Annotated in this window: 30 protein-coding genes; 6 read left to right on the top strand and 24 right to left on the bottom strand. The window is 72.4% G+C overall.

Features of this window, described 5'->3' with window-relative positions:
* Positions 1 to 77 precede the first annotated feature (77 nt).
* Positions 78 to 515, bottom strand: a complete 438-nt coding sequence (locus tag ACFTXQ_RS21400) for a hypothetical protein (protein WP_382642996.1) — start codon at positions 513 to 515, stop codon at positions 78 to 80.
* 202 nt (positions 516 to 717) lie between these two features.
* Positions 718 to 1,335 carry a hypothetical protein gene (locus tag ACFTXQ_RS21395; protein WP_382642994.1) on the bottom strand — a complete coding sequence of 206 codons (618 nt, stop codon included), beginning with the start codon at positions 1,333 to 1,335 and terminating at the stop codon, positions 718 to 720.
* Positions 1,336 to 1,625: 290 nt separating this feature from the next.
* On the opposite strand from ACFTXQ_RS21395, the gene ACFTXQ_RS21390 reads away from it, so the two are divergent.
* Positions 1,626 to 2,117 carry a hypothetical protein gene (locus tag ACFTXQ_RS21390; RefSeq protein WP_382642992.1) on the top strand — a complete coding sequence of 164 codons (492 nt, stop codon included), beginning with the start codon at positions 1,626 to 1,628 and terminating at the stop codon, positions 2,115 to 2,117.
* Between the two features lie 79 nt (positions 2,118 to 2,196).
* On the opposite strand, the gene ACFTXQ_RS21385 is transcribed toward ACFTXQ_RS21390, so the two are convergent.
* On the bottom strand, positions 2,197 to 2,958 hold the full coding sequence (locus tag ACFTXQ_RS21385) for a phosphoglyceromutase (RefSeq protein ID WP_382642990.1): 762 nt from the start codon (positions 2,956 to 2,958) through the stop codon (positions 2,197 to 2,199).
* 151 nt (positions 2,959 to 3,109) lie between these two features.
* On the opposite strand from ACFTXQ_RS21385, the gene ACFTXQ_RS21380 reads away from it, so the two are divergent.
* On the top strand, positions 3,110 to 4,408 hold the full coding sequence (locus ACFTXQ_RS21380) for an MDR family MFS transporter (protein WP_382642988.1): 1,299 nt from the start codon (positions 3,110 to 3,112) through the stop codon (positions 4,406 to 4,408).
* Between the two features lie 22 nt (positions 4,409 to 4,430).
* Here the strand turns inward: ACFTXQ_RS21380 and ACFTXQ_RS21375 are convergent, their stop codons facing one another.
* Together ACFTXQ_RS21375 and mshA are read right to left on the bottom strand one after the other, a co-directional pair.
* A complete protein-coding gene (locus ACFTXQ_RS21375; RefSeq protein ID WP_382642986.1) occupies positions 4,431 to 4,928 on the bottom strand; it encodes a YbjN domain-containing protein in 498 nt (165 codons plus the stop codon).
* Positions 4,921 to 6,303 carry a D-inositol-3-phosphate glycosyltransferase gene (mshA, locus tag ACFTXQ_RS21370; RefSeq protein ID WP_382642984.1) on the bottom strand — a complete coding sequence of 461 codons (1,383 nt, stop codon included), beginning with the start codon at positions 6,301 to 6,303 and terminating at the stop codon, positions 4,921 to 4,923. Before mshA ends, ACFTXQ_RS21375 begins: the two co-directional genes overlap by 8 nt.
* 255 nt (positions 6,304 to 6,558) lie before the next feature.
* Between mshA and ACFTXQ_RS21365 the strand changes: the two genes are divergently transcribed.
* The 3 genes from ACFTXQ_RS21365 to ACFTXQ_RS21355 all read left to right on the top strand — a co-directional run bounded on the left by ACFTXQ_RS21365 (position 6,559) and on the right by ACFTXQ_RS21355 (position 10,466).
* On the top strand, positions 6,559 to 7,380 hold the full coding sequence (locus tag ACFTXQ_RS21365) for a class I SAM-dependent methyltransferase (protein ID WP_382642982.1): 822 nt from the start codon (positions 6,559 to 6,561) through the stop codon (positions 7,378 to 7,380).
* A gap of 322 nt (positions 7,381 to 7,702) precedes the next feature.
* Positions 7,703 to 8,734 (top strand): NlpC/P60 family protein, encoded by a 1,032-nt coding sequence (locus ACFTXQ_RS21360; RefSeq protein ID WP_382642980.1) that lies wholly within the window; start codon positions 7,703 to 7,705, stop codon positions 8,732 to 8,734.
* 427 nt (positions 8,735 to 9,161) lie between these two features.
* A complete protein-coding gene (locus ACFTXQ_RS21355; RefSeq protein WP_382642978.1) occupies positions 9,162 to 10,466 on the top strand; it encodes a PP2C family protein-serine/threonine phosphatase in 1,305 nt (434 codons plus the stop codon).
* Positions 10,467 to 10,486: 20 nt separating this feature from the next.
* Here the strand turns inward: ACFTXQ_RS21355 and ACFTXQ_RS21350 are convergent, their stop codons facing one another.
* The 7 genes from ACFTXQ_RS21350 to ACFTXQ_RS21320 all read right to left on the bottom strand — a co-directional run bounded on the left by ACFTXQ_RS21350 (position 10,487) and on the right by ACFTXQ_RS21320 (position 15,611).
* Positions 10,487 to 10,825, bottom strand: coding sequence for a DUF2516 family protein (locus tag ACFTXQ_RS21350; protein ID WP_382642976.1), 339 nt, complete (start codon positions 10,823 to 10,825; stop codon positions 10,487 to 10,489).
* 101 nt (positions 10,826 to 10,926) lie between these two features.
* Positions 10,927 to 11,529, bottom strand: coding sequence for a hypothetical protein (locus tag ACFTXQ_RS21345; protein WP_382642974.1), 603 nt, complete (start codon positions 11,527 to 11,529; stop codon positions 10,927 to 10,929).
* Between the two features lie 23 nt (positions 11,530 to 11,552).
* Positions 11,553 to 11,948 carry a helix-turn-helix domain-containing protein gene (locus ACFTXQ_RS21340; RefSeq protein ID WP_382642972.1) on the bottom strand — a complete coding sequence of 132 codons (396 nt, stop codon included), beginning with the start codon at positions 11,946 to 11,948 and terminating at the stop codon, positions 11,553 to 11,555.
* Positions 11,949 to 12,027: 79 nt separating this feature from the next.
* Positions 12,028 to 12,798 (bottom strand): putative protein N(5)-glutamine methyltransferase, encoded by a 771-nt coding sequence (locus ACFTXQ_RS21335; RefSeq protein WP_382642970.1) that lies wholly within the window; start codon positions 12,796 to 12,798, stop codon positions 12,028 to 12,030.
* Positions 12,795 to 13,658, bottom strand: a complete 864-nt coding sequence (locus tag ACFTXQ_RS21330; RefSeq protein ID WP_382642968.1) for a sigma factor-like helix-turn-helix DNA-binding protein — start codon at positions 13,656 to 13,658, stop codon at positions 12,795 to 12,797. Before ACFTXQ_RS21330 ends, ACFTXQ_RS21335 begins: the two co-directional genes overlap by 4 nt.
* Before the next feature lie 74 nt (positions 13,659 to 13,732).
* Positions 13,733 to 14,977: a GNAT family N-acetyltransferase gene (locus tag ACFTXQ_RS21325; protein ID WP_382642966.1), complete on the bottom strand. Its 1,245-nt coding sequence runs from the start codon at positions 14,975 to 14,977 to the stop codon at positions 13,733 to 13,735.
* Positions 14,978 to 15,050: 73 nt separating this feature from the next.
* Complete coding sequence (locus ACFTXQ_RS21320; RefSeq protein WP_382642964.1) at positions 15,051 to 15,611, bottom strand: AmfC protein; 561 nt, start codon at positions 15,609 to 15,611, stop codon at positions 15,051 to 15,053.
* Positions 15,612 to 15,747: 136 nt separating this feature from the next.
* Here ACFTXQ_RS21320 and dtd point away from each other — a divergent pair, with 136 nt between their 5' ends.
* Positions 15,748 to 16,173, top strand: a complete 426-nt coding sequence (gene dtd / locus ACFTXQ_RS21315; RefSeq protein WP_382642962.1) for a D-aminoacyl-tRNA deacylase — start codon at positions 15,748 to 15,750, stop codon at positions 16,171 to 16,173.
* A gap of 10 nt (positions 16,174 to 16,183) precedes the next feature.
* Here the strand turns inward: dtd and ACFTXQ_RS21310 are convergent, their stop codons facing one another.
* The 12 genes from ACFTXQ_RS21310 to ACFTXQ_RS21255 form a co-directional block, all read right to left on the bottom strand.
* Entirely contained in the window at positions 16,184 to 17,152 is a 969-nt protein-coding gene (locus tag ACFTXQ_RS21310; RefSeq protein ID WP_382642960.1) for a YgfZ/GcvT domain-containing protein, read from the bottom strand.
* Positions 17,153 to 17,173: 21 nt separating this feature from the next.
* On the bottom strand, positions 17,174 to 17,620 hold the full coding sequence (locus ACFTXQ_RS21305; RefSeq protein ID WP_382642958.1) for a Fur family transcriptional regulator: 447 nt from the start codon (positions 17,618 to 17,620) through the stop codon (positions 17,174 to 17,176).
* A gap of 87 nt (positions 17,621 to 17,707) precedes the next feature.
* A complete protein-coding gene (locus ACFTXQ_RS21300) occupies positions 17,708 to 18,280 on the bottom strand; it encodes an FABP family protein (RefSeq protein WP_382642956.1) in 573 nt (190 codons plus the stop codon).
* Positions 18,281 to 18,539: 259 nt separating this feature from the next.
* Complete coding sequence (locus tag ACFTXQ_RS21295) at positions 18,540 to 19,430, bottom strand: hypothetical protein (RefSeq protein ID WP_382642954.1); 891 nt, start codon at positions 19,428 to 19,430, stop codon at positions 18,540 to 18,542.
* Complete coding sequence (locus tag ACFTXQ_RS21290) at positions 19,427 to 20,272, bottom strand: hypothetical protein (RefSeq protein ID WP_382642952.1); 846 nt, start codon at positions 20,270 to 20,272, stop codon at positions 19,427 to 19,429. Before ACFTXQ_RS21290 ends, ACFTXQ_RS21295 begins: the two co-directional genes overlap by 4 nt.
* Positions 20,269 to 21,081, bottom strand: coding sequence for a hypothetical protein (locus tag ACFTXQ_RS21285; RefSeq protein ID WP_382642950.1), 813 nt, complete (start codon positions 21,079 to 21,081; stop codon positions 20,269 to 20,271). The genes ACFTXQ_RS21290 and ACFTXQ_RS21285 overlap by 4 nt, the downstream gene beginning before the upstream one ends.
* Before the next feature lie 114 nt (positions 21,082 to 21,195).
* Positions 21,196 to 21,459, bottom strand: coding sequence for a DUF3099 domain-containing protein (locus tag ACFTXQ_RS21280; protein ID WP_382642948.1), 264 nt, complete (start codon positions 21,457 to 21,459; stop codon positions 21,196 to 21,198).
* 118 nt (positions 21,460 to 21,577) lie between these two features.
* On the bottom strand, positions 21,578 to 21,868 hold the full coding sequence (locus ACFTXQ_RS21275) for a DUF1416 domain-containing protein (protein WP_382642947.1): 291 nt from the start codon (positions 21,866 to 21,868) through the stop codon (positions 21,578 to 21,580).
* Between the two features lie 61 nt (positions 21,869 to 21,929).
* Positions 21,930 to 22,775 carry a sulfurtransferase gene (locus ACFTXQ_RS21270; RefSeq protein ID WP_382642945.1) on the bottom strand — a complete coding sequence of 282 codons (846 nt, stop codon included), beginning with the start codon at positions 22,773 to 22,775 and terminating at the stop codon, positions 21,930 to 21,932.
* Between the two features lie 199 nt (positions 22,776 to 22,974).
* Positions 22,975 to 23,058 carry a putative leader peptide gene (locus ACFTXQ_RS21265; RefSeq protein ID WP_350206375.1) on the bottom strand — a complete coding sequence of 28 codons (84 nt, stop codon included), beginning with the start codon at positions 23,056 to 23,058 and terminating at the stop codon, positions 22,975 to 22,977.
* A gap of 161 nt (positions 23,059 to 23,219) precedes the next feature.
* Positions 23,220 to 23,936: a DUF2993 domain-containing protein gene (locus tag ACFTXQ_RS21260; protein WP_382642943.1), complete on the bottom strand. Its 717-nt coding sequence runs from the start codon at positions 23,934 to 23,936 to the stop codon at positions 23,220 to 23,222.
* Between the two features lie 64 nt (positions 23,937 to 24,000).
* Complete coding sequence (locus tag ACFTXQ_RS21255) at positions 24,001 to 25,398, bottom strand: hypothetical protein (RefSeq protein WP_382642941.1); 1,398 nt, start codon at positions 25,396 to 25,398, stop codon at positions 24,001 to 24,003.

Here is a 25,398-nt window from a genome sequence, read left to right as displayed (position 1 = left end):
CCCCGCCCACCCCGGCTCGGCACACGCACGACAGGGCCCCGGCCCGGGACGTCCCATCCCGGCCCGGGGCCTTCGCGTTACTGGTTCTGGGCCGCGTCGCGCTCCCCCGGAGTGACGCAGAAGGTGTCGCCGTCGTAGCTGTCGCGCCAGACGTAGCCCTGCAGGCACGTGTTCGGCCCGTAGGCGCCGCCACGAGGATTGCGCCAGGGGTTCTTGGGGTCGTAGCCGTCGCCGGGGCTGCCGCCGGCGCCACCCTTCCCCCAGATGATGCCGTCGCCACCCTCGCCGCCCGCGCCGCCTTCCCCCCGGATGATCCCGGGGTCGCCCATACCGCCGAAGTCGAAGTCCTCGCCGCCCGAAGCGGTGTCGGAGAGGACGTCCAGGACCGAGGGCCGGGTCACGGGCGCCGTCGCCGCGGATGCCGGGAGCGCGATGGCTCCGGAGACGAAGGCGGCCGAGGTGAGGGCCATCCCGGCGCGCAGGACGCACCGTTTGGCCTGGACGGCGTGGGTCATGGCTGCTCCTTGAAGGTGTGCGGGCCGACGGCAGACACCGCCGGACCGTGGCTGTTCCGACACCTCCAGTACGGGGGAAGGCGACGGCCCCGTCATGCCGCGCGAACACGTGGCTTGACGGGGGTCTCCTCCGACGCCGAAAACCCCCTACCGGGCGGGGAGACCGCAGGTAGGGGGCCACATCGGGCAGAGCGTCACCGCTCTAGTTCTTCCTCTTGATCCCATCGCGTTCTGCCGTCGTGACGCACCAATCGTCGCCTTCGAAGCTGTCCTTCCAGACGTAGCCCGGCTGGCACCGGTTGGTCCCGGCCGCGCGGTTGGGGTTCCATGAGCTCTTCCAGGCGTCTCGTTCCGCCGGCGTGACGCACAGCCCGTCGCCCTCGGCGATGTCACGCCAGACGTAACCCGGCTTGCACTGGTTGCTGCCCTGTTGACGGTTGGGGTTCCAGCCGGCCGCCACGTCCCGTTCCTTCGTCGTGACGCAGAGGCCGTCGCCCTCGAACGTGTCCCGCCAGACGTAGCCCGGCTGGCACTGGTTGCTGCCCGGCTGGCGGTTCGGGTTCTCGGCATGCGCCTTGTCGCGTTCCGCCGGGGTGACGCACAGCCCGTCGCCCTCGAAGCTGTCCCGCCAGACGTAGCCCGACTTGCACAGGTTGCTCCCGGGCTGGCGGTTGGGGTCGTCGGCGCTGCCGCTCCTCGCCGGGGGATGGTGGGGAGTCGCCGCGGATGCCGGGAGCGCGATGGCTCCGGAGACGAAGGCGGCCGAGGTGAGGGCCATCCCGACGCGCAGGACGTGCCGCTTGTGAAGGTCGCGGGTCATGACTGCTCGTTGAAGGTGCGCGGCCGGCGGCAGGGGCCGCCGGACCTGTGCCTGTGTGGCCCTCAAGTACGCGGGAAGGCGCCATGCCCGTCATGCCACGCGCATACGTGACTTGACGGGGCCCCGGACAGCGAAAAAGCCCCCTACCCGGCGGGGGCCGTCATCTGTGTGCAGGTCTGGTCCTTTCCGTCAAGCCACGTCTTTCGGGGACATGACGGGGTCCCTCGTCATGTCGCCTACTTGAGGAGAACGAAAGCCCTCCCGCCAGGCACAACCGTCAAGGAGCATTCATGTCCTACGCCCTTCGCACCCCGGCCGCCGCTCACTCCAAGCGACGGGGCGCCCGCCTCGCGATGGCGATCACCTCGGCCGCCTTCGTCTCCGGAGCCATCGCGCTGCCGGCATCGGCGGCGGCTGCTCCGGAGACCCGGCCCGCAGCCTTGGGTGTCCGCTCCGACACACCTCCGGACGACGACCCCTATTGGGACAGCATCCCTGGCACCCGTGGCGGCAGCGGCGGCGACGACCACCGCGACCCCAACGGCGCCTACGGGCCGAACTCCTGCAAGCAGGGCTACGTCTGGCAGGACAGCTATGACGGCGACACCCTGTGCGTCCCCCCGGAATGGCGCCAGGCGGCCCACGACGCGAACCCCCACCGCCAGCCCGGCGGCGGCGCCTACGGGCCGAGCACGTGCAGCCCGGGCTACGTCTGGCGGGACAGCTTCGACGGCGACACCCTGTGCGTCACCCCGGAACAACGCGAGGCCGCCAAGCGCTAGCCGACCGGCGATGCCCCCGAGACAAAAGAGGGCCCCTGACCCGCGCCATGTGCGCAGGTCAGGGGCTTGATCTCTCTTCTTACTTCTTCTTGCCCTGGTTCTTGACGGCCTCGATGGCGGCCGCGGCGGCCTCCGGGTCGAGGTAGGTGCCGCCCGGGTTGACCGGCTTGAAGTCGGCGTCCAGCTCGTAGGAGAGCGGGATGCCGGTCGGGATGTTCAGGCCCGCGATGTCGGCGTCGGAGATGCCGTCCAGGTGCTTGACCAGCGCGCGGAGGCTGTTGCCGTGCGCGGCGACCAGGACGGTGTGGCCGTCGAGGAGGTCCGGGACGATCGAGTCGTACCAGTACGGGAGCATGCGGACGACGACGTCCTTGAGGCACTCGGTGCGCGGGCGCAGCTCCGGCGGGATCGAGGCGTAGCGCGGGTCCTCGGACTGCGAGAACTCCGTACCGTCCTCGAGGGCCGGCGGCGGGGTGTCGTACGAGCGGCGCCACAGCATGAACTGCTCCTCGCCGAACTCGGCGAGGGTCTGGGCCTTGTCCTTGCCCTGCAGGGCACCGTAGTGGCGCTCGTTCAGGCGCCAGGAGCGGTGGACCGGGATCCAGTGGCGGTCGGCGGCCTCGAGCGCCATCTGCGCGGTGCGGATCGCGCGCTTCTGGAGCGAGGTGTGCACGACGTCGGGGAGCAGGCCGGCGTCCTTGAGCAGCTCACCGCCGCGGACCGCCTCCTTCTCGCCCTTCTCGTTGAGATTGACGTCCACCCAGCCGGTGAACAGGTTCTTCGCGTTCCACTCGCTCTCGCCGTGGCGGAGGAGGATCAGCTTGTACGGTGCGTCGGCCATGCGTACGAGCCTAATGGACGCGCCGGGCCGCCCGCGCGCGGTCCACGTCCCCGCCGATTGACGGCGCGCGTCAATTGAGTGGCGCCGGAAGACCTCCGCTCGTAATGTGCGGAGAGCCGGAGGGACACTTACACGCTCGGGGGGATTCCTTATGTCCGTTGCCAGTCTGAGACGGGCCGCCCGGGAGAGCGTGTCGGGGCTGCCCCGCGAGTTCTGGTGGCTGTGGACGAGCACGCTCGTCAACCGGCTCGGGGCCTTCGTCGCCACGTTCATGACCTTGTACCTGACCGTGGACCGGGGCTACTCGGCCTCCTTCGCGGGACTTGTGGTCGCCCTCCACGGGCTCGGCGGTGTGATCTCCTCGCTCGTCGCCGGTGTGATGACCGACCGGCTCGGGCGGCGGCCCACGCTGATGGCCGCGCAGGCCTCGACCGCGCTCTCCGTCGCGCTGCTGGGCTTCATGCAGCACCCGGCGGCCATCGCGGCGGTCGCGCTGCTGGTCGGCATGACCTCGAACGCGTCGCGGCCGGCGGTGCAGGCGATGATGGCGGACATCGTCCGCCCCGAGGACCGGGTCCGGGCCTTCGCGCTCAACTACTGGGCGATCAACCTCGGCTTCGCCGTCTCGGCGGCGGTCGCCGGGTTCGTGGCCCAGTACAGCTACCTGGCGGGCTTCCTGGGCGAGGCGGCGCTGACGCTGGTCTGCGCGGTGCTCGTGTACGTCAAGCTGCCCGAGTCCCGGCCCGAGAAGGGCGACGCGGCGCACGCGGCCGCCGAGGCGGAGGTCAGCCTGGGCACGGTGCTGCGCGACGGGCGCTACATGGGTGTGGTCGGGCTGTCGTTCCTGATCTCGCTGATCTTCATGCAGGGGTCGTTCGGGCTGCCACTGGCCATGGGCACCGCGGGCTTCACCACCGGTGACTACGGGCTGGTCATCGCCGTGAACGGGCTCCTGATCGTGCTGCTGCAGATCCCGGTCACCCGGTTCATCGAGCACCGCGACCCGCAGAAGCTGCTGGTGATCTCGGCACTGCTGGCGGGGTACGGCTTCGGGCTCACGGCCTTCGGCGGCTCGATCGGGGTGCTCGCGCTGACCGTCTGCGTCTGGACCCTGGCGGAGATCATCAACTCGCCGACCCAGATGAGCCTGGTCGCCCGCCTCTCCCCGCTGCACGGGCGCGGCCGCTACCAGGGCATGTACACGCTGTCGTGGGCGGTGGCCTCCCTGGTGGCCCCCCTGCTGGCGGGCGCGGTCATCGACCGGTTCGGCGCGGGCTGGCTCTGGGGCACCACCGCCCTCCTGGGCACGGCGGCGGGGACCGGCTACTGGCTCCTGATGCGGAACCTCCCCGAGGGTTCGGCCACGGACCAGGCCCCGGCTCCGGCTCCGGCCCCGGCTTCGGAGTCCGGCACGGCCGGCTCCCCGCTCCCGGCTGCCGCCGAGGCGTAGGGCCGGACTGCCCGCAGGGCAGTCAGGACGGCTGCGTCAGGTGCTTGAAGGCGTCCAGGTTGTAGGTCGGCTCCCCGCGGGACACCCGCCACTCGTACTCCCGCCGGATCGCACCGGCGAAGCCCAGTTCCAGCAGCGTGTTGAACGCCCCGTCCGCCGCCTCCAGGATCGTGCCCAGCAGCCGGTCCAGGTCCTCCGCGTTCACCACCGACAGCGGCAGCCGCGCCGTCAGGTAGACGTCCCCGAGCCGGTCCACCGCGTACGCCATCCCGTACAGCTTCAGGTTGCGCTCCAGCAGCCACCGGTGGACGCCGGCCTCGTTCTCGTCGGGGTGCCGGATCACGAACGCGTTGACCGACAGCGAATGCCGGCCGACCCGCAGCGAGCAGGTGGTGCTCAGCTTGCGGGTGCCGGGGAGCTGGACGACGTACGAGCCCGGCTCGGGGCTCTCCCAGCTCAGCTCCGAGCCGGTCAGGACGCCCTCGATGATCGCGGAGGTGTCGGTGTCAGCGTCAGCCATGGTGGGAGCGTACGCGACGGCGATGATCATGCATGGCGGCGGTGTAGACGTCCGCCGTGCCGCTCGCGGCGGTGTCCCAGCCGAAGAACTGCGCGTGCCGCGCGGCCTCGGCCCCCATCCGGTCGGCGAGCCCCGGCTCGTCCACGAAGCGGCGCAGCTCGCGCGCGTAGTCCACCGGGTCGTGCCCGGGTACGAGGATCCCCGTGACCCCGTCGTTCACGGCGACCGGCAGCCCGCCGACCTCGGCGGCGAGCACCGGCGTGCCGCTGGCCTGGGCCTCTATGGCGACGAGCCCGAAGGACTCGCTGTACGAGGGCATGACCAGCACGGACGCCGCCCGGAACCAGTCCGCGAGCCCGTCCTGCGCCACCGGCGGGTGGAAGTGCACGAGATCCGCGATGCCGAGCTTCGCGGCGAGCTTCTGCAGGCCCTCCGGCTTGGCGAGGCCGCTGCCGCTGGGCCCGCCGACGACGGGGACGAAGAGGCGCCCGCGCAGCGAGGGGTCCTGGTCGACGAGCACGGCGACGGCGCGCAGCAGCACGTCGGGGGCCTTGAGGGGCTGGATCCGCCCCGCGAAGAGCGGGATGACGGCGTCCTGCGGCAGCCCGAGGCGGGCGCGGGCGGCGGCGCGGCCGTCGCCGACGGTGAAGCGGTCGAGGTTCACGCCGGGGTGGACGACGGCCACCTTGCCGGGGTCGGCCTCGTAGTGCCGTACGAGCTCGTCGGCCTCTTCGGCGGTGTTCGCGATGAGCCGGTCGGCGGCGGACACGATCTGGGTCTCGCCGATGACGCGGGCGGCGGGCTCGGGGGTGTCCCCCTCGGCCAGCGCGGCGTTCTTGACCTTGGCCATGGTGTGCATGGCGTGCACGAGCGGGACGCCCCAGCGCTCGGCGGCGAGCCAGCCGACGTGCCCGGAGAGCCAGTAGTGGGAGTGGACCAGGTCGTAGTAGCCGGGGCGGTGGCCGGCCCAGGCCTGCATCACGCCGTGGGTGAAGGCGCACAGCTGGGCGGGGAGCTCCTCCTTGGCGAGGCCTTCGTACGGGCCGGCGTCCACGTGCCGTACGAGGACCCCGGGGGCCAGCTCGACGGCGGGGGGCAGCCCGCCGGTGGTGGCCCGGGTGAAGATCTCGACCTCGACGTTGATCGCGGCGAGGCGCTTGGCCAGCTCCACGATGTAGACGTTCATCCCGCCGGCGTCGCCGGTACCGGGCTGGTGCAGCGGCGAGGTGTGCACGCTGAGCATGGCCACGCGGCGGGGCTTGCGGTGGTGGCCCACGGCGGGCAGGCGCAGCCGGGGCGGTTCGTGGCGGGTGGCGCGGGCGGCGGCGAGCCGGCCGCTGATGCTGCCGCCGAGGCGGGACACGTACTGGCTCAAGGGAGCAGTTCCTCTCGCTCGGACAAGCCGCTCGGACTGGCCGCTCGGACGTCGGCCGGCCTTCGGGTACACCGGACACGGACACACCGGATGCCGTGTGACGTGAGCGGGCGCACGGCATGCCGACAGGAGCGCGGTCGGCGCCCTGCAAGGAGTGCAACCCGGATGGCGGTCCCCCGCATTCCGGGGTGGCCGGTTTTCTCCTCCGTTTGCCGGATTTTTATTCGGCGAGGGCCCTCCGCTTACTCTCGGCTCATGGCCTCCCGCAGCACCCCGACCCCGAGCCGCGCCTCCGTGCGCCCCGTGGGCTCGGTGACGCGCGGGACGACGAACCCGAACCGCCTGCGCCGCATGGACCGCTGGATCGCCGCCACGCACGGCGCCGCGCTGCGGCGGGCGCAGGCGCCGGTCGCGGTCGACCTCGGCTACGGGGCGGCGCCCTGGACGGCGGTCGAGCTGCTGGCGCGGCTGCGGGAGGCGGCGCCGCGGGTGCGGGTGGTCGGCATCGAGATCGAGCCCGCGCGGGTCGCGGGGGCGAAGCCGTACGAGCGGGAGGGGCTGAGCTTCCGGCACGGCGGCTTCGAGGTGCCCCTGGAGGGCGGCGAGCGGCCGGCGCTGATCCGCGCGGCGAACGTCCTGCGCCAGTACGACGAGGAGCAGGTCGCGCAGGTGTGGGCGCGGCTCTGCGCGCGGCTGGCCCCGGAGGGGCTGCTGGTGGAGGGCACCTGCGACGAGATCGGGCGGCGGCACGTGTGGGTGGCGCTCGGGCCGGAGGGGGCGCGCACGGTGACCTTCGCGACCCGGCTGGGCTCCCTGGAGCGCCCCTCGGACCTGGCGGAGCGGCTGCCGAAGGCGCTGATCCACCGCAACGTTCCGGGCGAGCCGGTGCACGCCTTCCTGCGGGACTTCGACCGGGCGTGGGCGGCGGCCGCCCCGTACGCCTCGTACGGGGCGCGGCAGCGCTGGATCCGGACGGCGCGGTCCCTGTCGGGCGACTGGCCGCTGGCGGACGGGCCGGGGCGGTGGCGGCAGGGCGAACTGACCGTGCGCTGGGAGGCGTTGCGCCCGTCGGGGTGAATCCGGCGCGGTGGGGAACCGGGGGCGGGGGCGGCCCGTTGAGTCGTCGGGGTGGGGCGGCGGGGGCCGGTGGGCTTCCTGACGGGTGATCCGGTGGCGTCCGATGGGGCGGACAAGATCGGGACGCCATCCACAAGGGTGTTGGAATTCACCGACTCGTGGCACCATCCCGATGGCAAAGACAAGTTACTGATGAATAGTCAGATCTGATGCAGAGTTCTGATGCGGAGCGCGGTCCGGCTCGGGGCTCGGGATGGCTGGGGGAACCATGGGGGCCGAGAGGCGTCGACGGGGTGCAAGCGCTCTCGTACTGCTCTGCGCGATGGCGATACTGACGGCACCCGGCCTCGCGACGGGCATCGCGCACGCGGCGCCGGCCGCTCCCGGTGCGCCGGCCGCTCCGGCGCCGGAGCCGGGCGCCAAGTCCCTGGAGCAGGTCCGCAAGGAGATAGAGGACCTCTACCACCAGGCGGGCGCCGCCACCGACGCCTACAACCTCGCCGAGGCCGAGACCAAGGCCCAGTCGGAGAAGATCGTCGAGATCGCCAAGCTGGTCGTCGCCGGCCAGGAGCGGATCACCACCCTGAAGAGCCGCGCGGGCGCCGCCGCGCGCGCCCAGTACCGCTCGGGCGGGCTCCCGGCGGGCGCGAAGCTGGCGTTGAGCGAGGATCCGGGCCGGTTCCTCGACGGGGCGGGCCGGTTGCGCCAGGGCGAGAAGGCCGCCTCGGACCTGCTGACCGAACTCGACCGCACCCAGAACGACTTGAAGCGCTACGCGGCGGACGCGAGTGCCCGCTGGGCGACGCTGGAGGCCAATCGCGTCAAGCAGGAGGACGCGAAGAAGCAGATCGAGCAGAAGATCAAGGCGGCGGAGGAGCTGGAGAGCAAGCTCGAGGCCGAGGAGAAGGCCCGGCTGATCCAGCTGGAGCAGGAAGCGCAGTACAAGGCGCAGACGGCGTGGCTGTCGTCGGGTGCGCTGAAGGACGTCAACGGCAAGGCGACGGAGGCCGGCAAGCGGGCCGTGCAGTACGCCACCGCCCAGATCGGCAAGCCGTACGTCTGGGGCGCCGAGGGCCCGGGCTCGTTCGACTGCTCCGGTCTGACCTCCCAGGCCTGGCTGGCGGCGGGGCGCGCCATCCCGCGCACCTCGCAGGAGCAGCTGCGGCTGCTGCCGAAGATCGCGGTGAAGGACATGCGGCCGGGTGACCTGATCATCTACTTCGACGACGCGAGCCACGTCGCCATGTACGTGGGCGACGGCGCGATGGTCCACGCCCCGCGGCCGGGCCGCAACGTGACGATGGCGGGCGCGGGCTCGATGCCGATCAAGGCGGTGGTCCGCCCGGACGCGTAGCCCCTGCGGGGTCGCTCCGCCGCTTCGGGGTGGCTCGCCCTCGTGCGGCGCCGCTGCGGGGACGGGGGCGGTGCCGGGGTGGGGTGTCGTCCGGGACGGGCTTCGATGTTCGGCGCCCGTTCCGGGGTTGCCCTGCCGGGCGGGAGCTTGCGCCGAATTCATCTCGTTTTGGTCCCGGCCGACACCCCACCCCGTCCCCACCCCCGGCGGACGCCGGGGCAACCAAAGGGCGGTGGTGGACGTCTCGGTAGGCGGGACGGGAGTCGACCCCGCCGTGACGTTGGTCATCCAGTGAGGCCGATTTTCCCCCGCGATAAGGGCATATGCCGGAGGCCCCGGCAAGGAACGGCATTCCGTTCGCGGGTCCGGGCCCGCTAGGGTCGCCCGGACGAGCGCACCCCCGGGGGGAGGGAAGGAACCGGAGACGATGCCCGTACCCGTACCGCGGCAGAGGGACATCCCCGCCCCGGAGAGCGGTCAGGCCGTTCTGCCCACCACCGCCCTGCCGGCCGCCACCCCCACCGCGCCCCACGGCACCCCGCTCACCCTCCTGGTCATCGAGGACGACCCGGCGGGCGGCCTCACCGTCCCCGAGATCCTCGACGCCGACGGCCACCGCATCCGCCTGCGCACCGCCCGCAACCTCACCGAGGCCGCACGCCTGCTCACCCCGGACGTGCACTGCATCCTGCTCGACCTGTCCCTCCCGGACACGGGCGTCGCCCGCACGGCGGCCGGCACCGACGGCACCGCCGTCGACCAGCTGACCGCCCTCCGCCAGGTGCTCCGCATGGCCCCGCGCCACGCCGTCCTCGTGCTGACCGCCGAGGCCGACGCCGAACGCGCCGCCGAAGCCGTGCGGGTCGGCGCCCAGGACTTCCTCTTCCGGGACGAGCTGGACGGCCGGCTGCTGAGCCGCGCCATCCGCTACGCCGTGGAGAGAAAACGGGCCGACATCGCCCAGTACAAGCTTGCAGAATCGAAACTGCGGGCCCAGGAGAACGCCCGCCTGGAACGCGGCCTGCTCCCCACGCCGCTCCTGGAGGGCTCCGACCTCCGGTTCGCCGCCCGCTACCGCCCCGGCCGCAGCCGGGCCCTGCTCGGCGGCGACTTCTACGACACCGTCCGCACCCCCGACGGCACCGTCCACGCCATGATCGGCGACGTCTGCGGCCACGGCCCCGACGAAGCGGCCCTCGGCGTCGAGCTGCGCATCGCCTGGCGCGCCCTGACCCTGGCGGGCCTGTGCGGGGACGACCTGCTGGCGACCCTCCAGGAGGTCCTGGAGGTCGAGCGCCCCTGCGACGAGATCTTCGCGACGCTGTGCACGGTCGACATCTCCCCCGACGGCCGCCGCGCCGGCCTCTGCCTGGCCGGTCACCCGGCCCCGCTGATCTCCAGGCCCGGCCGCCCCGCGCGCCTGCTCCCGTACGAGAACAGCGGCCCGGCGCTCGGACTGCTGCCCAGGGCCCGCTGGCCCCGCCGCCAGGTCGAGCTGGGCGGCACGTGGAGCCTGATGCTCTACACGGACGGCCTGATCGAGGGCCGGATCGGCGAGGGCAAGGAGCGCCTCGGGCAGGACGGCATGGTCGAGATGATCAACCGCCACCTGGACCGCGGCCTGAGCGGCGAGGGCCTGCTGGAGGCCTCCGTGACCGAGGCCCGCCGCCTCAACGGCGGCGAGCTCACCGACGACGTGGCCGTGGTCCTGCTCTCCCGCGCCGAGGGCTGACCCCGGCGCCCGTGCGGGGGCTACCGCCCGCCGTTGTAGGGCCCGTACGGCCCGTCACTGCTGCTGCCGCCGCTGCGCCGCCCGCCGCCCGAGACCTGCTTGAGGGCGGGGCGCACGTCGACGAAGAACACGATGGTCGCGACCAGACCGGCGATCTCCAGGAAGAGCATCCCCAGGAAGGCGTCCACCAGCACGGTGATGCCGAGGATCACCAGCCAGAAGGTCTTGGTCTGCTTGTCGGCCGCCCGGTAGGCGTCCTCGCGCGCCACCAGCGCGAGCACGAACGCCACGACGGCGAGCGCCAGCATGGCGAACCCGAGCAACGGGAGCACCCCGTTATCGAACCCGTTCATCAGCATCGCGTCGACCGCCTTCTCGTACGTCGTCCTCTTGCTTCCACGCTACCGGCACAGCGAGCCGGACACCCTCAGGGTGCCCGGCCCGGTGTGGTCCATGCTGATCAGCTCTCGTCGGCCGCCGCGGCAGCGGTCTTCTTGGCCGTGGTGCGGCGCGCGGTCGGCTTCTTGGCCGCCGGCTTCTCCTCGGCGCCGGCCGGCGCGGCCTCGGGCGCGGCCTCCGACTCGGCCTTGGACTCCGCTTCGGCGGCCGACTCGGCCTTCGGTTCGACCGCGACCGCGATCTCGACGATCTCCTCGGAGACCTCGCCCCGCCAGGCCCGCACGGCCTGCTCGCCGTGCTCGGCGACCTTGTCGTACGTCTCCTTGGCGCGGACCGCGTACTCCGCGGCCACACCGACGCCGCGCAGCGCCAGGTCCTGCGCGGTCTCCCCGAGCTTCTTCGGGTCGATCGCGCCGAGCACCTCGGCGACCTTGGCGGTGACGGCCTCCTGCGCCTCCCTGGCCGCTTCCTTCGCCTTCTCCTGCACGACCTTCGGGTCGGTGTTCTTCACGGCCTCGATGCGCGCGGGGGCCTCGGCACGCAGCTGCTCGATGAGCCCCGGCACCTTCCTGGCCTGCTGCACGGCCAGGTCGGCGGTGCCGGCGGCGAAGTAGAGCGGCGTCGGGTCGGTGAGGGTCTTCTTCAGGTCATCGGCGATGGCCATGTGGTGGTCCTCCCGGATCAAGTTCAGTTCGTCGTCTTCGGCGGCATCTCATCGGCTTCGCCGGCCGGCGCGTCGAGTGCGTTCTCCTTGCGGAACGACTCGTAGATCTGGAGCAGCACCTGCTTCTGCCGCTCGTTGATGGACGGGTCGGCGAGGATGACGGCCCGCGTCTCCACCTCGTCCCGGTCCCGCTCGTCCAGGATCCCGGCCTGCACGTACAGCGTCTCCGCGGAGATCCGCAGCGCCTTGGCCAGCTGCTGGAGGATGTCCGCGCTCGGCTTGCGCAGCCCGCGCTCGATCTGGCTCAGGTACGGATTCGACACCCCCGCCGCGTCGGCCAGCTGCCGCAGCGAAAGCTGGGCCTGCCGACGCTGCTCACGGAGGTACTCGCCGAGGTTTCCGACGTTGAGCGATGCCATGGCTCCATCCTGCCCGACGGTGCTAACTATTGCAAGCAGCCGCTTGCAACATCTCCCACCCCCGAGGGGCGTCAGCCCGTCACGCGGCCGCGATCACCACCGTCGCGCAGAACTCCTCCGAGGCGGCCACCCGGGTCTTCAGACCCCCCGCGGTCAGGGCCCCGGCCGTCGACGGGCACTGGCGGGCGCTCGTCTCGATCAGCAGGTGCCCGCCCGGCGCCAGCCAGGGCAGGGCCCCCGCCGCGACCCGGCGGTGGACGTCCAGGCCGTCCGCACCCCCGTCCAGGGAGACGAGCGGCTCGTGGTCCCGCGCCTCCGACGGCATGAACCCGATCTCCCCCGTCGGCACGTACGGGGCGTTGACCACCAGCACGTCCACCCGGCCCCGCAGGGACGCCGGGAGCGGCCCGTACAGGTCGCCCTCCCACACGCTGCCGCCGTACGGGGCCACGTTGCGCCGCGCGTACGCCAGCGCCGCCGGGTCGACGTCCGCCGCGTGCAGCTCCACCCCGCCCGGCACCCGCGCCGCCACCGCCGCGCCCAGGGCGCCGACCCCGCAGCACAGGTCCAGTACGACCGCCCCGGGCCGGGCCAGCGCCACCGCCTCCCGCACCAGGAACTCCGTACGCCGGCGCGGTACGAAGGCCCCCGCGCCCACCTCCATGCGCAGTCCGCAGAACTCCGCCCAGCCCACCACGTGTTCCAGCGGTTCACCGCCGACCCGGCGGGCCGCCAGCTCCGCCAGATGGCCGTCGTCACGCGCGGCCGCGGCGAGGAGTTCCGCCTCCTCCTCCGCGAAGACGCAGCCCGCCGCGCGCAGTTGTTCCACAAGGGTCGTCAAATGGCTCATTCCTCAGTGTGCGAAAGGGTGAAGTCCAGGCGGGCCAGCCGGGCCGGATCCGCCAGGACGTCCATGGCGACGATACGGCCGTCGCCCACCGTGAAACCCATGGCCGCCACCGCCCTGCCCCCGGGCGGCACGGTGACGATCCCCGGAACGCCGCCGACCAGCGCGGGCCGCGCGTACGGGGCCAGCCGCTGGAAGGTGAGCGCCTGCCGGGCCACCGCCCCCGCGCCCAGCGCCGTCTCCGCACGGTCCACGCGCAGCACGACCTGCGGGTCGAGAACGGCGACCAGGCCCTCGAAGCTGCCGTCGCGGGCGGCGGCGAGGAAGGCCGCGACGATCTCCTCCTGCCCCGCCGGCGCCCCGCAAGCCGCAACCACCGGGAGGGGCCGCGCCGCCGGCGCCCCGCCCCGCACCCGCCACCGGGCCCGGCCCGCCAGCTCGCGGGCGGCGTCCGGGCTGCGCTCCACGATCGGCGCGATCTCCTCGAAGGGCAGCCCGAACATGTCGTGCAGCACGTACGACATCCGCTCGGTGGGCTCCAGTTGCTCCAGTACGACGAGCAGCGCGAGCCCCACCGGATCCGCGAGCAGCACCTCGCGCTCGGGCCCCGCGTCCGGCGCCCTCCCGTGCGTGCGGGCGCGCAACCGCTCCAGGCAGACCCGGGCGACGACGCTGGTCAGCCAGCCGCCCACCTGGTACCTCTCGCCGCTGTCCGCCCCTTCTTCACGGTCGATGCGCAGCCACGCCTCCCGCAGCGCGTGCTCCGCCTCGTCCGCCGAGCCGAGCATCCGCCGGGCCACCGCCCGCAGATGCCCGCGCTTCTCCTCGAACCGCGCCGCGAGGTACTCGCTGTCACCGGCCATCGTGGGGGCTCCTCTCCTCGTGCTCCGTCACCACCCTGACCGCTCGCGCCGCGTCGGTGTGACGGGGCGGAGGATCAGAAGATGTCCGGGCACCAAGGCCGGCGCGCGGTACGGAACACGGCGTCGGCCAGCGCGACCGCCCCCGGCCGCTCCTCCGCCACCCGGCCCAGCGCGGCCAGCCGCACCGCCGACTCGTCGCCGAGGTACAGGGCGCCCAGCGCGGACACGTCCAGCCGCAGGTCGGCCGGCTCCTCCGTCCGCGTGCACTCGCCCGTGCCCGCGTCGAGCCGGTAGCGGCCGTCCGCCAGCCCCGCCGCGTCGGTCACCTCCAGTACGAGCACCCCGGGCACGGCGTACGTCCGCGCCCGCAGCGCCCGTACGACATCCAGCAGCCGCACCCACAGGAAGTCCGCGGCGGCCAGCGGCCGGGCGGCGCGCGGGTCGGGGAGCAGCTGCGCGACGAGGTCGTCGGGGGCGCGGTAGCCGGTGCGCACCTTCAGCACCCAGTCGATGGAGCACAGGAACTGCCACAGCGCCCGCTCCGCCTGCGGGGTGACCGCGATCAGGTCCCTGACCTGCACGGTGTTCAGCGGGACCTTCGCGTCCGTCCAGTGGTCGTCGGCGGTGTAGACGGCCAGGCCGGCCACCTCGCCCGCCTCCGTCCGGTACACGGCCTGGAACTTCTCCTTGTACGGGCGGTGCGACATCTCCTCCGCGCCGGTCGTCAGGTTCCACCAGCGCTCGTCCCGGTTCACCGCCCCGTGCGTGACCGCGCGCAGCCGCTCGTGCAGCTCCGGGCCCACGCGGCGCACCTCGGCCACGTCCACCAGGTCGATCCGCCCGCCGTCCACGGGCCGCGACAGGCGCCGGTCCAGTCCGGTCCGCGGGACGTCGATCTCCCATTCCGAGAGCGAGGCGGCGGGCCCGTAGCCGTAACGGCCGTAGATCGGGTACTCGGCGGCGATCAGCGTCGACACCACGTCCCCGCGCGCCTTCGCGGCGGCGAGGTCGTTGGCCATCATCCGGGTCAGCAGGCCCTGGCGGCGGTGGGTGGGCAGCACCGTGACGTTCGAGACGGCGCTGGAGGGGACGGCCGCGCCGCCGGGCACGGTCAGCTCCTGCGCGAAGGAGCGGAAGGTCGCCACGCAGCGGCCGGTGTCGGGGTCGAAGGCGCCCTGGATGCGGGCGAAGTCGCTGTACTTGGCGCGCTGGGCAACGTCGGACTCCGTTGCCCGGCCCGGGGTCAGGAACCCCGCGTTCAGGGACTCCATCCACTCGGGGAGTTCGGATTCGGCGATCGGCCGGACGTCAGCACTCATAACGGGCCACGCTAACCGCCCGGTCCGCGCGAGTCCCCCGAATTTCCCGCGCCCCGCGCCCTGCGCCCTGCGCTCAGGCCAGCAGGTCGTCCACCTGGGCCTCGCCCTCCCGGTACCGCCGGGTGATCTCCGCGCTGCAGTCGTCCACCGTGCGCTGCAGCTGCTGCCGCCGCCGCGAGACCTGCTCCTCGTAGCGGACCAGCCGGCCCATCCCGTCGTACAGCTCCCCGTCCGTACGGGCGCCCAGGTCCGAGAGCTCCACGTCGGCCAGCATCTCCGCGGCGAGCAGCCGGTACTCCTCCCCGTGCGGGGTGCCGAGCGTGACGTGCCGGGCGGAGGCACTGCGGCTGGAGGGCGCGTCGGCGAGGATCTCCGACAGCCGGTCCACCACCGGCGCCTCGGGATCGGCCCGGCGGGCCAGCTCGGCCCGCAGGATGTCGATGCGCCCCTGGAGCAGCCGGCGCACGTAGCTCAGATCGGCCTCGTCGCGCTGCGCGTCCCGGCGCAGCGCACGCAGCTCGGGCAGCCCGAGCGCCAAGGCCGGCGTCGGCGTCCCCTGGTCTTCGGCGGTGCGCTGCGCGGGCGGTCGTACCGCGGCGGGTGATGCAGGTACGGAGGTACCAGAAGTATTCATACGAACGAGTCCGTCCCCTCGACCGGTGCGGCGCACCCGCACCGCCTGCGTGCATCGTGCCACTCTCCGTGGTCCCGATGCAGTCCCACTCCACCCGATCGGCCCCGGACGGGTGCAGTCCTGGTACACAGGTGGTATGCGAGCAGTGGTGCAGAGGGTGGACGGCGCGAGCGTCGTCGTGGGCGGCGAGACCGTGGGCGAGATCGTCGGCGAGGGGCTGTGCGTGCTGGTGGGGGTGACCCACGACGACACGCCGGAGAAGGCGGAGCTGCTGGCCCGCAAGCTGTGGTCCGTGCGGATCCTGGAGGGCGAGAAGTCCTGCAGCGACAACGGTGCGCCGCTGCTGGTGATCTCCCAGTTCACGCTGTACGGGGACGCGCGCAAGGGCCGGCGCCCCACGTGGAACGCCGCCGCGGGCGGGGCGGTGGCCGAGCCGCTGGTCGACGAGGTCGTGGCGCAGCTGCGCGCACTGGGCGCGACGGTGGAGACGGGCCGGTTCGGCGCGGACATGCGGGTCTCGCTGACCAACAACGGCCCGTTCACCATCGTCGTCGACATCTAGCGCGCGGGCGTCACGGCGCTACGACGACCTCCTGGGCGGCGGCCGTGTTGCCCACCAGCAGCGGGGCATCGACCGGGACGTTCCGCTTGACCAGCGCGAGGGCGATCGGGCCGAGCTCGTGGTGGCGTACGGCGGTGGTGACGAAGCCCAGCTGGCGGCCCTCCTCCCCGTCCGCGGCGAGCCGGACGGGGGCGCCGTGCGCCGGGAGCACCACCTCGGAGCCGTCCAGGTGCAGGAAGACCAGGCGGCGCGGGGGCTTCCCCAGGTTGTGGACGCGGGCCACCGTCTCCTGGCCGCGGTAGCAGCCCTTCTGGAGGTGGACGGCGGTGCCGATCCAGCCCAGCTCGTGCGGGATCGTGCGGTGGTCGGTCTCCAGGCCGAGGCGCGGCCGGTGCGCCTCCACGCGCAGGGCCTCGTAGGCGAGGAGCCCGGCGGCCGGCCCGTGCGCGGCGGCGAAGGCCTCCAGCTCGCCACGGGGCAGGAAGACGTCGCGGCCGTGCGCGGTCTCCCGTACGACGAGCTCCTTGGCGACCTCGGTGATGGAGCCGGCCGGCAGGTGCACGACCGCGAACTCCTCGGTGCGGTCGGCGACTTCGACGCGGTAGAAGAACTTCATGGACTCCAGGTAGGCGATCAACTCCCCCTGGGTGCCCGGCTCCACGTGCGCCCACGTGGTCTCGCCGTCGTCGACGAGGTAGAGCGCGTGCTCGATGTGCCCGTTCGCGGAGAGGATCAGCGCCTCGGTGGCCTGCCCGGCCGGCAGCTCGGTGACGTGCTGGGTGAGCAGCAGGTGCAGCCAGCTCAGCCGCTCCGGTCCGGTGACGGTGACGACTCCGCGGTGCGAGAGGTCGACGAAGCCGCGCCCGTCCGCGAGGGCGCGCTGTTCGCCGTACAGCTCTCCGTAGTGGGCGGCGACGCCCTCGTCACGGCCTTCGGCCTGCACGGCGCCGGGATGATGGAGCAAGGGGCTGCTGGTCATGGGACCAAGCGTACGACCCGGCTACGGCTGGGCGGCACGCTGTTTGGCCGCGCACTTCTTGCACAGCCCGAAGATCGCGAAATGCTTCATGTCGGTCTCGAACCCGAAGGTCGTACGGAGCTTCGCGGTGAACTCGGCGGCGACGTCCACGTCCGCCTCGATGACGTCCCCGCAGTCGCGGCAGACCAGGTGGATGTGGTGGTGCCGGTCGGCGAGGTGGTAGGTGGGGGCCCCGTGCCCGAGGTGGGCGTGCGAGACGAGCCCCAGCTCCTCCAGCAGCTCCAGCGTCCGGTAGACGGTGGAGATGTTGACCCCGGAGGCGGTCTTGCGCACCTGGGCGAGGATCTCGTCCGGGGTGGCGTGCTCCAGCGCGTCGACCGCTTCCAGCACGAGCTGGCGCTGCGGTGTCAGCCGGTATCCGCGCTGCCGCAGGTCACTCTTCCAGTCGGTGCTCTCGGTGCTGACCACGCCGCCAGTGTAAGCGCGCGAAGGGGACCGCGGGTGCTCCCGCGGTCCCCTTCCCGTATACGGCAGGTCCGGTGATCGGGCGATCGATCAGCGGAAGAAGGCGATGCCGTCGTCCGGCATGTCCGGGAGGTTGCGCGCCATCTCGGCGACCTCCTCCGGGGTGACGACCTTCTTGAGCTGGGCCGACATGTACGGGCGCAGCTCGACGTCGGGGGTGGCCTTCTCGCCGACCCACATCAGGTCGCTCTTGACGTAGCCGTAGAGCCGCTTGCCGCCGCTGTACGGGCCGGAGGCCGCGGTGCGGGCGACCGCGTCGGTGACCAGGTCGATCTGGGGCTTCTGGTCGGCGAGCTCCCCGTACCAGACCTCGATGACGCCCTGGTCGCGGACCATGACGACCTCGACCTTGCGGTCCTTGTCGATGCGCCAGTAGCCCGACTCGGACTCCAGCGGCCGCACCTTGTTGCCCTCGGCGTCGAGGACCCAGGTGCGGGAGGTGTACTCCAGGAAGTCCCGGCCGTCGTGGCTGAAGACGACCTCCTGGCCGAAGTTGCACTTCTCCTCACCCGGGAAGTCGAAGACGCCCGCGCCCTCCCAGTTGCCGAGGAGGAAGGCGAGGGGGACGAGGCCCGGGTTCAGGTCGGACGGGATCTGGATCATGAATGGCTGCTCAGGCGATCTGTGGGAGGGGTTCCGGGGCGGTCGGCTGGGCGGACGCTCAGCGCTGACCCTGGTACAGCTTCTTGACGGCCAGGCCGGTGAAGGCGAGGACGCCGACGCAGACCAGGACCAGCAGGGAGGTGAAGACTGCCTCAAGCACGGGGTGCTCCTCGGAATTCGTATCGGGGCTGTACGGGGCCGGTCCCCAAGCCTACTGGCCCGGGGACCGGCGCACTCTGTGAGGTCGGCCGGACGGCCCTCAGCCCAGCAGCTGGCTCTGGAGGATCACCGTCTGGTGGAAGGGGATGATCGGCAGCCCGCCCTTGCGGGACTGGACGATCACCGCCTGGACGTCACCCATCTGCACGCAGCCGAGGCGGACCTGCTCGTCCCCGAAGGGCTTGGCCTCCTCGTAGAGGCTGATTTCGCTGGAGCTCTTGCCGCCCGATCCGACGTCGACGGACTGCGCCGCCTTGGTCTTGCTCCACGTCAGGTCGACCGAGAGCGAGGGGGCGCCGGTCAGCCGGGTGTCGAGGCCGCAGCCGCGGAAGGCGTCCACGAAGCTGGAGGAGTGGAAGCGCAGCAGGTAGACGCGGGTCCGCGTGCCGTCGGGCATGGTCCAGGACCGGCCGGTGATCTGACGCAGCCCCTCGTACTCGAAGCCCTGCTTGAGCTTCGGCCGGTCGTCGGGGGCGTACTCCTCCAGGAAGGCGTCCGGCTCCACCTTCCCGTCCTTGTCCGCCTTGACGACGTCGTCGGGCCGGGATCCCTCGGGGGCCGGGAGCAGCAGGCCGCTCAGGGCGGCGTAGTGCGTGCCGTCCGGGTTGTCCGTGGCGCCGGGCAGCGGGGCTCCGGCCGGCAGCTCGGGCTTGGCCAGCTGCGGGTAGGTCCAGCGGCCGTCGGGCAGCGTGGACAGTCCGGGAATCCTGGTCCGCTCCGGCTGGACGACCCCGTACGCGGTGCCCGCGCCGACGGCGGCGAAGACGAGGACGGCGGCGGTCCAGCGCAGCGCGGCGAAGAGCTTCCGGCGGTCCTTCGGCGCGGCCGGCACCGGCTCGGCCACGGGCTCGGGGGCGGGCTCGGCCACGGGCTCCGCCACGAGGTCGCGTCCCTCGGCGGGTGCGGCGTCGGTGGTGTTCTGCTCGGTCACACGGACTCCCCGGGGGACTTCAGGTGCTTCAGCTGCTTCGTGAACAGGTCGACGGCCGTCTTCACGTCGAACCGGTGCCGGGGACCGTACGAACGGAAGGTCACCAGCACGTCGCCCTCGACGGCCACGCAGTCGAGGGATTCGATCGTCTCGGGCTTCTTCGCCGCTCCGGGCCGTTCCTCGACGATGTCCAGCAGGACGCACTTGGCCTGCGGGAACCCCTCGACGGCGGGCGCCTCGTTCTTCTTCTCGCCCAGCGCCACGAGGACGTCGAGGAGCTTCTTGTTGACCTCCGCGAACGTGCCGAGTGCCTGCGGGTCCGCCTGCGTGAGCTCGATCTCGGTGATCGGGCCGGCGTACGAGAGGGTGTAGCTGCGACCGGCCACGCCCTTGAGCTTCAGATCGGCCACGGCCTTGTCCCGCTCGGCGCGCTCGGCCGCGGACAGTCCCGTACGGGCGTCCTTCAGGGCCTGGACCGCGCGCTCGCCCGACACGTAGAAGTCGTTGCCCTCGTCCTCCAGGTCGGGGCCGAGCTCGTAGCTCGCGGGGACCGGCAGCAGCTTGCCCGTGAGCTCGTTGGGCGGCACGGTCGGCACCGGGGTCGCCGAGGTGGTCGGCCGGGGGCCTTCCGGTACCCAGTAGCGCGTCGGGGAGGTCCGGTCGGCCGCGTCGATCCTGCCGGCGGCCCAGAAACCGCCGCCCGCGAGGACGACCACGCCGAGCCCGCCCGCGACCAGGGCCAGCGTCCTGCGGTTCGCCCTGCGCGGCGGGCGCGCGGAGACCGGTGCGTCCTGCTCCGGCGCCGGACCGGTCACGGCGTCGTTGTTCTGCTGCTCGGTCACAGCCGCTCCATCTGTCGCTTCGCCAGATCGGTGATCTCGGCCTGGGAGACGTCACCCGTGTTGTTCGTGAGTTCGACGTCCATGACGATGTCCCCGCGCCGGAGGATGGCCCGGGCCTGGCGCAGCGGGAGGTACCCCTCCTTCGTCTTCGGCTTGTAGAGCCAGCCGCGGCCGTAGCCGTCGGGTACGCCGGGCAGCGCGAAGCCGTCGTTGCCCGCGCGCTTCTCCTCCTCCTGGTAGGAGGACTGGCCTTCCTGGTACTTCTTGGCCGAGCCCTGGTCCTGGAACTGGAGCAGCCGGATCTCGATGAAATCGTGCTCGCCCTGCTGCCAGCCCGCCGTGGCGATCCGCCGCACCTTCTGGGCGATGGAGTCGAAGCCGCGGTCGGGGGACTCGTAGTAGTCCGCCGCGAACTCGTCCAGCGACTGGTATCCGGAGTAGCCGTCCTTCGCGCCGCCCGGGGCCTCCAGCAGCTTCTTGGCGAGGTCCTCCTCCGCCTTGTCCCACCGGTTGGCGTTGACGGAGCGGCGGGTGGTCGCGTCGTTCGGCGCGACGGGTGGCTGCACGGCGATGTTCCGCTGCGCCAGCGGCTGCAGCGGGGTCGGGGCCCGGTCGTACTGGACCGCGTAGCCGGTGATCGTCCCGGCGAGGACGCCGAGGACGGCCGCGCCGGCGATCAGGAGCGTCGTACGGCCCCGGCGGCGCGCGGCGCCCTCGGCGGCGGGAGCGGCATCGGCACCGGCAGCGGGGTCGGGAGCCGCGAGCTCCCCCTCTTCCCGCTGCTCGGGGATGGTGTGTTCGTGTTCCAAGGAAGTCCCCCCACAGGCCTGGAGGCGCGGATTCGTCTACCCGCGCGTACCCATGACCCGCCCTGGCGGGGACTGGTTGTACGAACCCTTATTACATTTTTATCTCACGGCGTTTCAATCCTCGTGACGCCGCTTTCCGTCCAGTTCGTCCCACCACTCGTCGGACTTCGGGTCCCCCGAGGGGTCGTCCCACCAGCGGTCGTCGGGGCCTCGCCGGTTCGCGACCATCGCGGCGACGGGCGGGATGACCATGGCGACCACGCACAGGGCCACGGCCGCCTCGACCGAGAACAGGCGCACGAAGGACCAGGCGGAGACGAAGAGGAACAGGCATCCGCCCATGAGCCAGAAATAAGCGCGTCGGCGCCGCGCGTACATGCCTTCAGCGTAGAGCCGGCGGTGGACGGCACGAAGGGCCGCACCCCGATCCAGTGGCGTCCAACCCCCGGGGGTGCGGCCCTTCGGCCGTTCGATCAGGCAATCACACGGTCGGAGCTCAGACCGCGATCGCCACGTCCGTCACGCCGCCGGCCTCGGCGACCACGACGGCGCGGTCCGCCTGGGCACCCGGGACCAGCGCCCGCAGCGTCCAGGAGCCGGTGGCCGCGTAGAAGCGGAACTGGCCGGTCGCCGAGGTCGGGACCTCGGCGGTGAACTCGCCGGTCGAGTCCAGCAGGCGGACGTAGCCGGACACCGGCTCGCCGTTCTTGGTGACCTGGCCCTGGATGGCCGTCTCACCGGGCTTGAGCGTCGAGAGGTCGGGCCCGCCGATCTGTGCTCCACACATGTTCTCTGTCCTGTCCTAGAGAGGTCGTACGTCTACTGCGAGGGCGTCGCGTGCCCGCTGATTACTTGTTGGCGCCGAGCTCGATCGGCACGCCGACGAGCGAGCCGTACTCGGTCCACGAGCCGTCGTAGTTCTTGACGTTCTCCTGACCCAGGAGCTCGTGCAGCACGAACCACGTGAGCGCGGAGCGCTCACCGATGCGGCAGTAGGCGATGGTGTCCTTCGCCAGGTCGACCTGCTCCTCCTGGTAGAGGGCGGTCAGCTCCTCGTCGGACTTGAAGGTGCCGTCGTCGTTGGCGTTCTTCGACCACGGGATGTTGCGGGCGCTCGGCACGTGGCCGGGGCGCTGCGACTGCTCCTGCGGGAGGTGCGCCGGGGCGAGCAGCTTGCCGGAGAACTCGTCGGGCGAGCGGACGTCGACCAGGTTCTGGGCGCCGATCGCGGCCACGACGTCGTCGCGGAAGGCGCGGATGGAGGTGTCCTGGGCCTTGGCCTTGTACTCGGTGGCCGGGCGGTTCGGGACGTCCTTGCCGTCGACCAGGTCGCGGGAGTCGAGCTCCCACTTCTTGCGGCCGCCGTCGAGCAGGCGGACGTCCTGGTGGCCGTACAGCTTGAAGTACCAGTAGGCGTAGGACGCGAACCAGTTGTTGTTGCCGCCGTAGAGGACGACGGTGTCGTCGTTGGAGATGCCCTTGGCGGAGAGGAGCTTCTCGAAGCCCTCCTGGTCCACGAAGTCGCGGCGGACCGGGTCCTGGAGGTCGGTCTTCCAGTCGATCCGGACGGCGTTGGTGATGTGGTTCTTGTCGTAGGCGGACGTGTCCTCGTCCACCTCGACGATGACGACGTTGGCGTCGTTCAGGTGGGCCTCGACCCAGTCGGCGTCTACGAGGACGTCGCTGCGGCTCATGGTGTTCTCCTCCGGGGCAGTGTGCGGCGGGGCTGTGCTGGTCCAGCTGGTGGGTGCTGGTGCTGCGGGGTGCTGCGTGCGTGCGTCCGGGTGCGCTCGCAGGTCCTGCGCGGGGAGGCGTCAGGGATCAGGAGGCGGGTACGCCACGCGGGGAAAAAGCCGTCGTCCGGCTGGCTGATGGAGCGGATGCGCTCACATGTCACATGGATCGACAGAGCATGGCGGCGACGCGACACAGGTCTACTGCCCGCCGCTTCGTGAGGTCCGCCTGCTGATGCTTCATAGCCATGGATCGTAGGGACGAATCGGCCGCCCTGTCACCGGCGTGTCATATTCCGAGACGGGATCGTCCGCATACTGGGACCCGTGCTCCGTGGGCGGCCGCCGCGCCGCCCCGGGAGCCCCTCGTACGGCCCGTCCTCCTGCGGATCGGACCGCGTCGTCTCACGATCCGGCCATCACCACGTTCGAGCCGTCCAGCGTGAGGTGCACGCCGGTCTCGTCCGAGGTCAGGGCCGAGAGGTGGAGCCCGGCCGGCAGACCGCTGTCGAGGGTGCGGTCGAAGTCGGTCTTCTTGCGGACCAGCTTCTCCAGTCCGGGAATGCCCTCGCCCGGCACCTCGTCGGCCCGCACGCGGACGATCTTGCCGCCCTTGCCGTCCTTCGTGTCCTCGAGGGTGATGGTGGACACCACGCTGCGGGTCAGCGTCCGGCCGAGGACGTCCACGCCCGCCGTCACCTTCACCTTGCCCGGCGCGCCGCCGTAGGAGAGGGTCGCGCCGGTCTGCGAGGCCGCCGAGAGGTCCCCGTACGTGATGAGCCCGGTGCCCGTCGCGGTCTTGGCGGTGCCGCGGCTGTAGTCCCCGTTCAGCGCCACGCCGCGGAAGCTCGCGTCGAGCTCGGAGAGGCGCGTCTTGCGGCCGTCCGCCATCACCTCGACGCCCCGGAGCTTCAGGTCGACGCGGTCGAGGTCGTGGCTGAGCGCCTGCGTCAGGAACGGGAACCCGTGGATGTCCACCTCCGAGCTGCCGGCCAGCCCCTGGCGGGCCTGGATCCGGCCGGCCAGCCGGTTCTCGGCGTAGCTCACGGCCCAGCGGTCCACTCCGACGAAGATCGCCCCCAGCACCACTCCGATGATCACAACGACACGCAGAAAACGCACGTGCCCTCCCCCTACTAGTCGGTACGTGCGATCAAGTGGACCACGGACGGCCGTCAAGGGGCCGTCAGGCCACCACCCGGCCCATCAGGTAGACGGCGGGCGCGGCGGCCGCCAGCGGCAGCGCGACACCGGCCGTCATGTGGACGAACTTCGACGGGTAGTCGTACGCCGCCACGCGCAGCCCGACCAGGGCGCACACCCCGGCGACGAGGCCGATCAGCGCCCCGCCCACGCCGACGCCGGCCAGCCCGCCGACCGCGATGCCCGCACCGGCGGCCGCGGCCAGCGAGACGCCGACCGAGGGAGCGGTGGGCAGCGGCAGCGCGCGGGCGAAGACGGCGACGGCCACGGAGGCCGCGCCGACGGTGACGGCGCGGATGTCCGCGGCCAGGTATCCGGCGCAGACGATGGCGAGGGCGGCGGAGGCCACCGAGGCCATCAGGCCGTACATCCGCTCGTCGGGGTCGGCGTGGCTGCGCAGCTGGAGCACGAGGGTGAGCAGCACCCAGGCCCCGAGGGTCCCGATGATCGCGCCGGGGCCGTACCCCTCGTCCACGGCGAGCACGGCCACGTCCGCGACGAGTGCTCCGGCGAAGGCGAGGGCGATGCCCTGGCGGGCCGGCCACATGCCGTTGAGGCGGAACCAGCCGGCCGCGGTGAGCCCCTGGAGGGCGACCAGCGGCACGACGAGCGCGAGGTGCCCGACCGCCGCGGCCGCGGCGAGCAGGATCCCCAGGGCGGCGGTCAGTATGGCCGACTGCGGACCGGGGTCGATGATCGGCGACCGGCCCTCGGCGCGGGCCTGCGCCGGGTCGACGGCGCGCAGGGTGTTGCCGGCGAGGGTGGGAGGGGACCAGGCGGGCTCCTCCTCGGCGGCGGGCGCGGCCGCCTCCGGCAGGGGCTGCACGGGCGGCAGGTAGGCGGTCTCCTCCGCCGGGGCGGCGGGGGCGGCCTGCGACGGGAGGTAGGCGGTCTGCTCGGCCGCCGACCAGTCAGGCGCCGGGGCCGGGGCCTGGGCCTGGGCCTCGTCGCGGAACCACCCGTCCGGAGCAGCCGGGGCCGGGGCGGGGGCCTGCTCCTGGTACGGCGGCAGGTACGCGGTCTGCTCGGCCGGAGCCTGGACCTCGTCCCGGAACCACCCCTCCGGCGCCGCGGCCGGAGCCGGGGCGGGGGCCTGCTCCTGGTACGGCGGCAGGTACGCGGTCTGCTCGGCCGCCGGGGCCGGGTGCGACCAGTCCTGCGCCGGAGCGGGAGCCTGCGCGGCCGGAGCCTGGACCTCGTCCCGGAACCACCCCTCGGGCGCGACCGGCTGACCCGGCACCCCGCCCAGCGGGGGCTGCACGGGCTGGTAGCCGGTGTCCCAGGTGTCGGACTGCCAGGTCTGGGTCCCGTACGGGTCCTGCTGCTGCTGGTGCTGCTGTTCGTACTGCTGCTGCTGCTGCTGTTCCTCGGGAGTGCTCAT

Origin of the sequence: Streptomyces sp. NPDC057010 (assembly GCF_042673805.1) — a bacterium.
Lineage (GTDB): Bacteria > Actinomycetota > Actinomycetes > Streptomycetales > Streptomycetaceae > Streptomyces.
The sequence above is the reverse complement of the archived record's forward strand: the minus strand, read 5'-3'. Positions and strand labels throughout refer to the sequence as shown.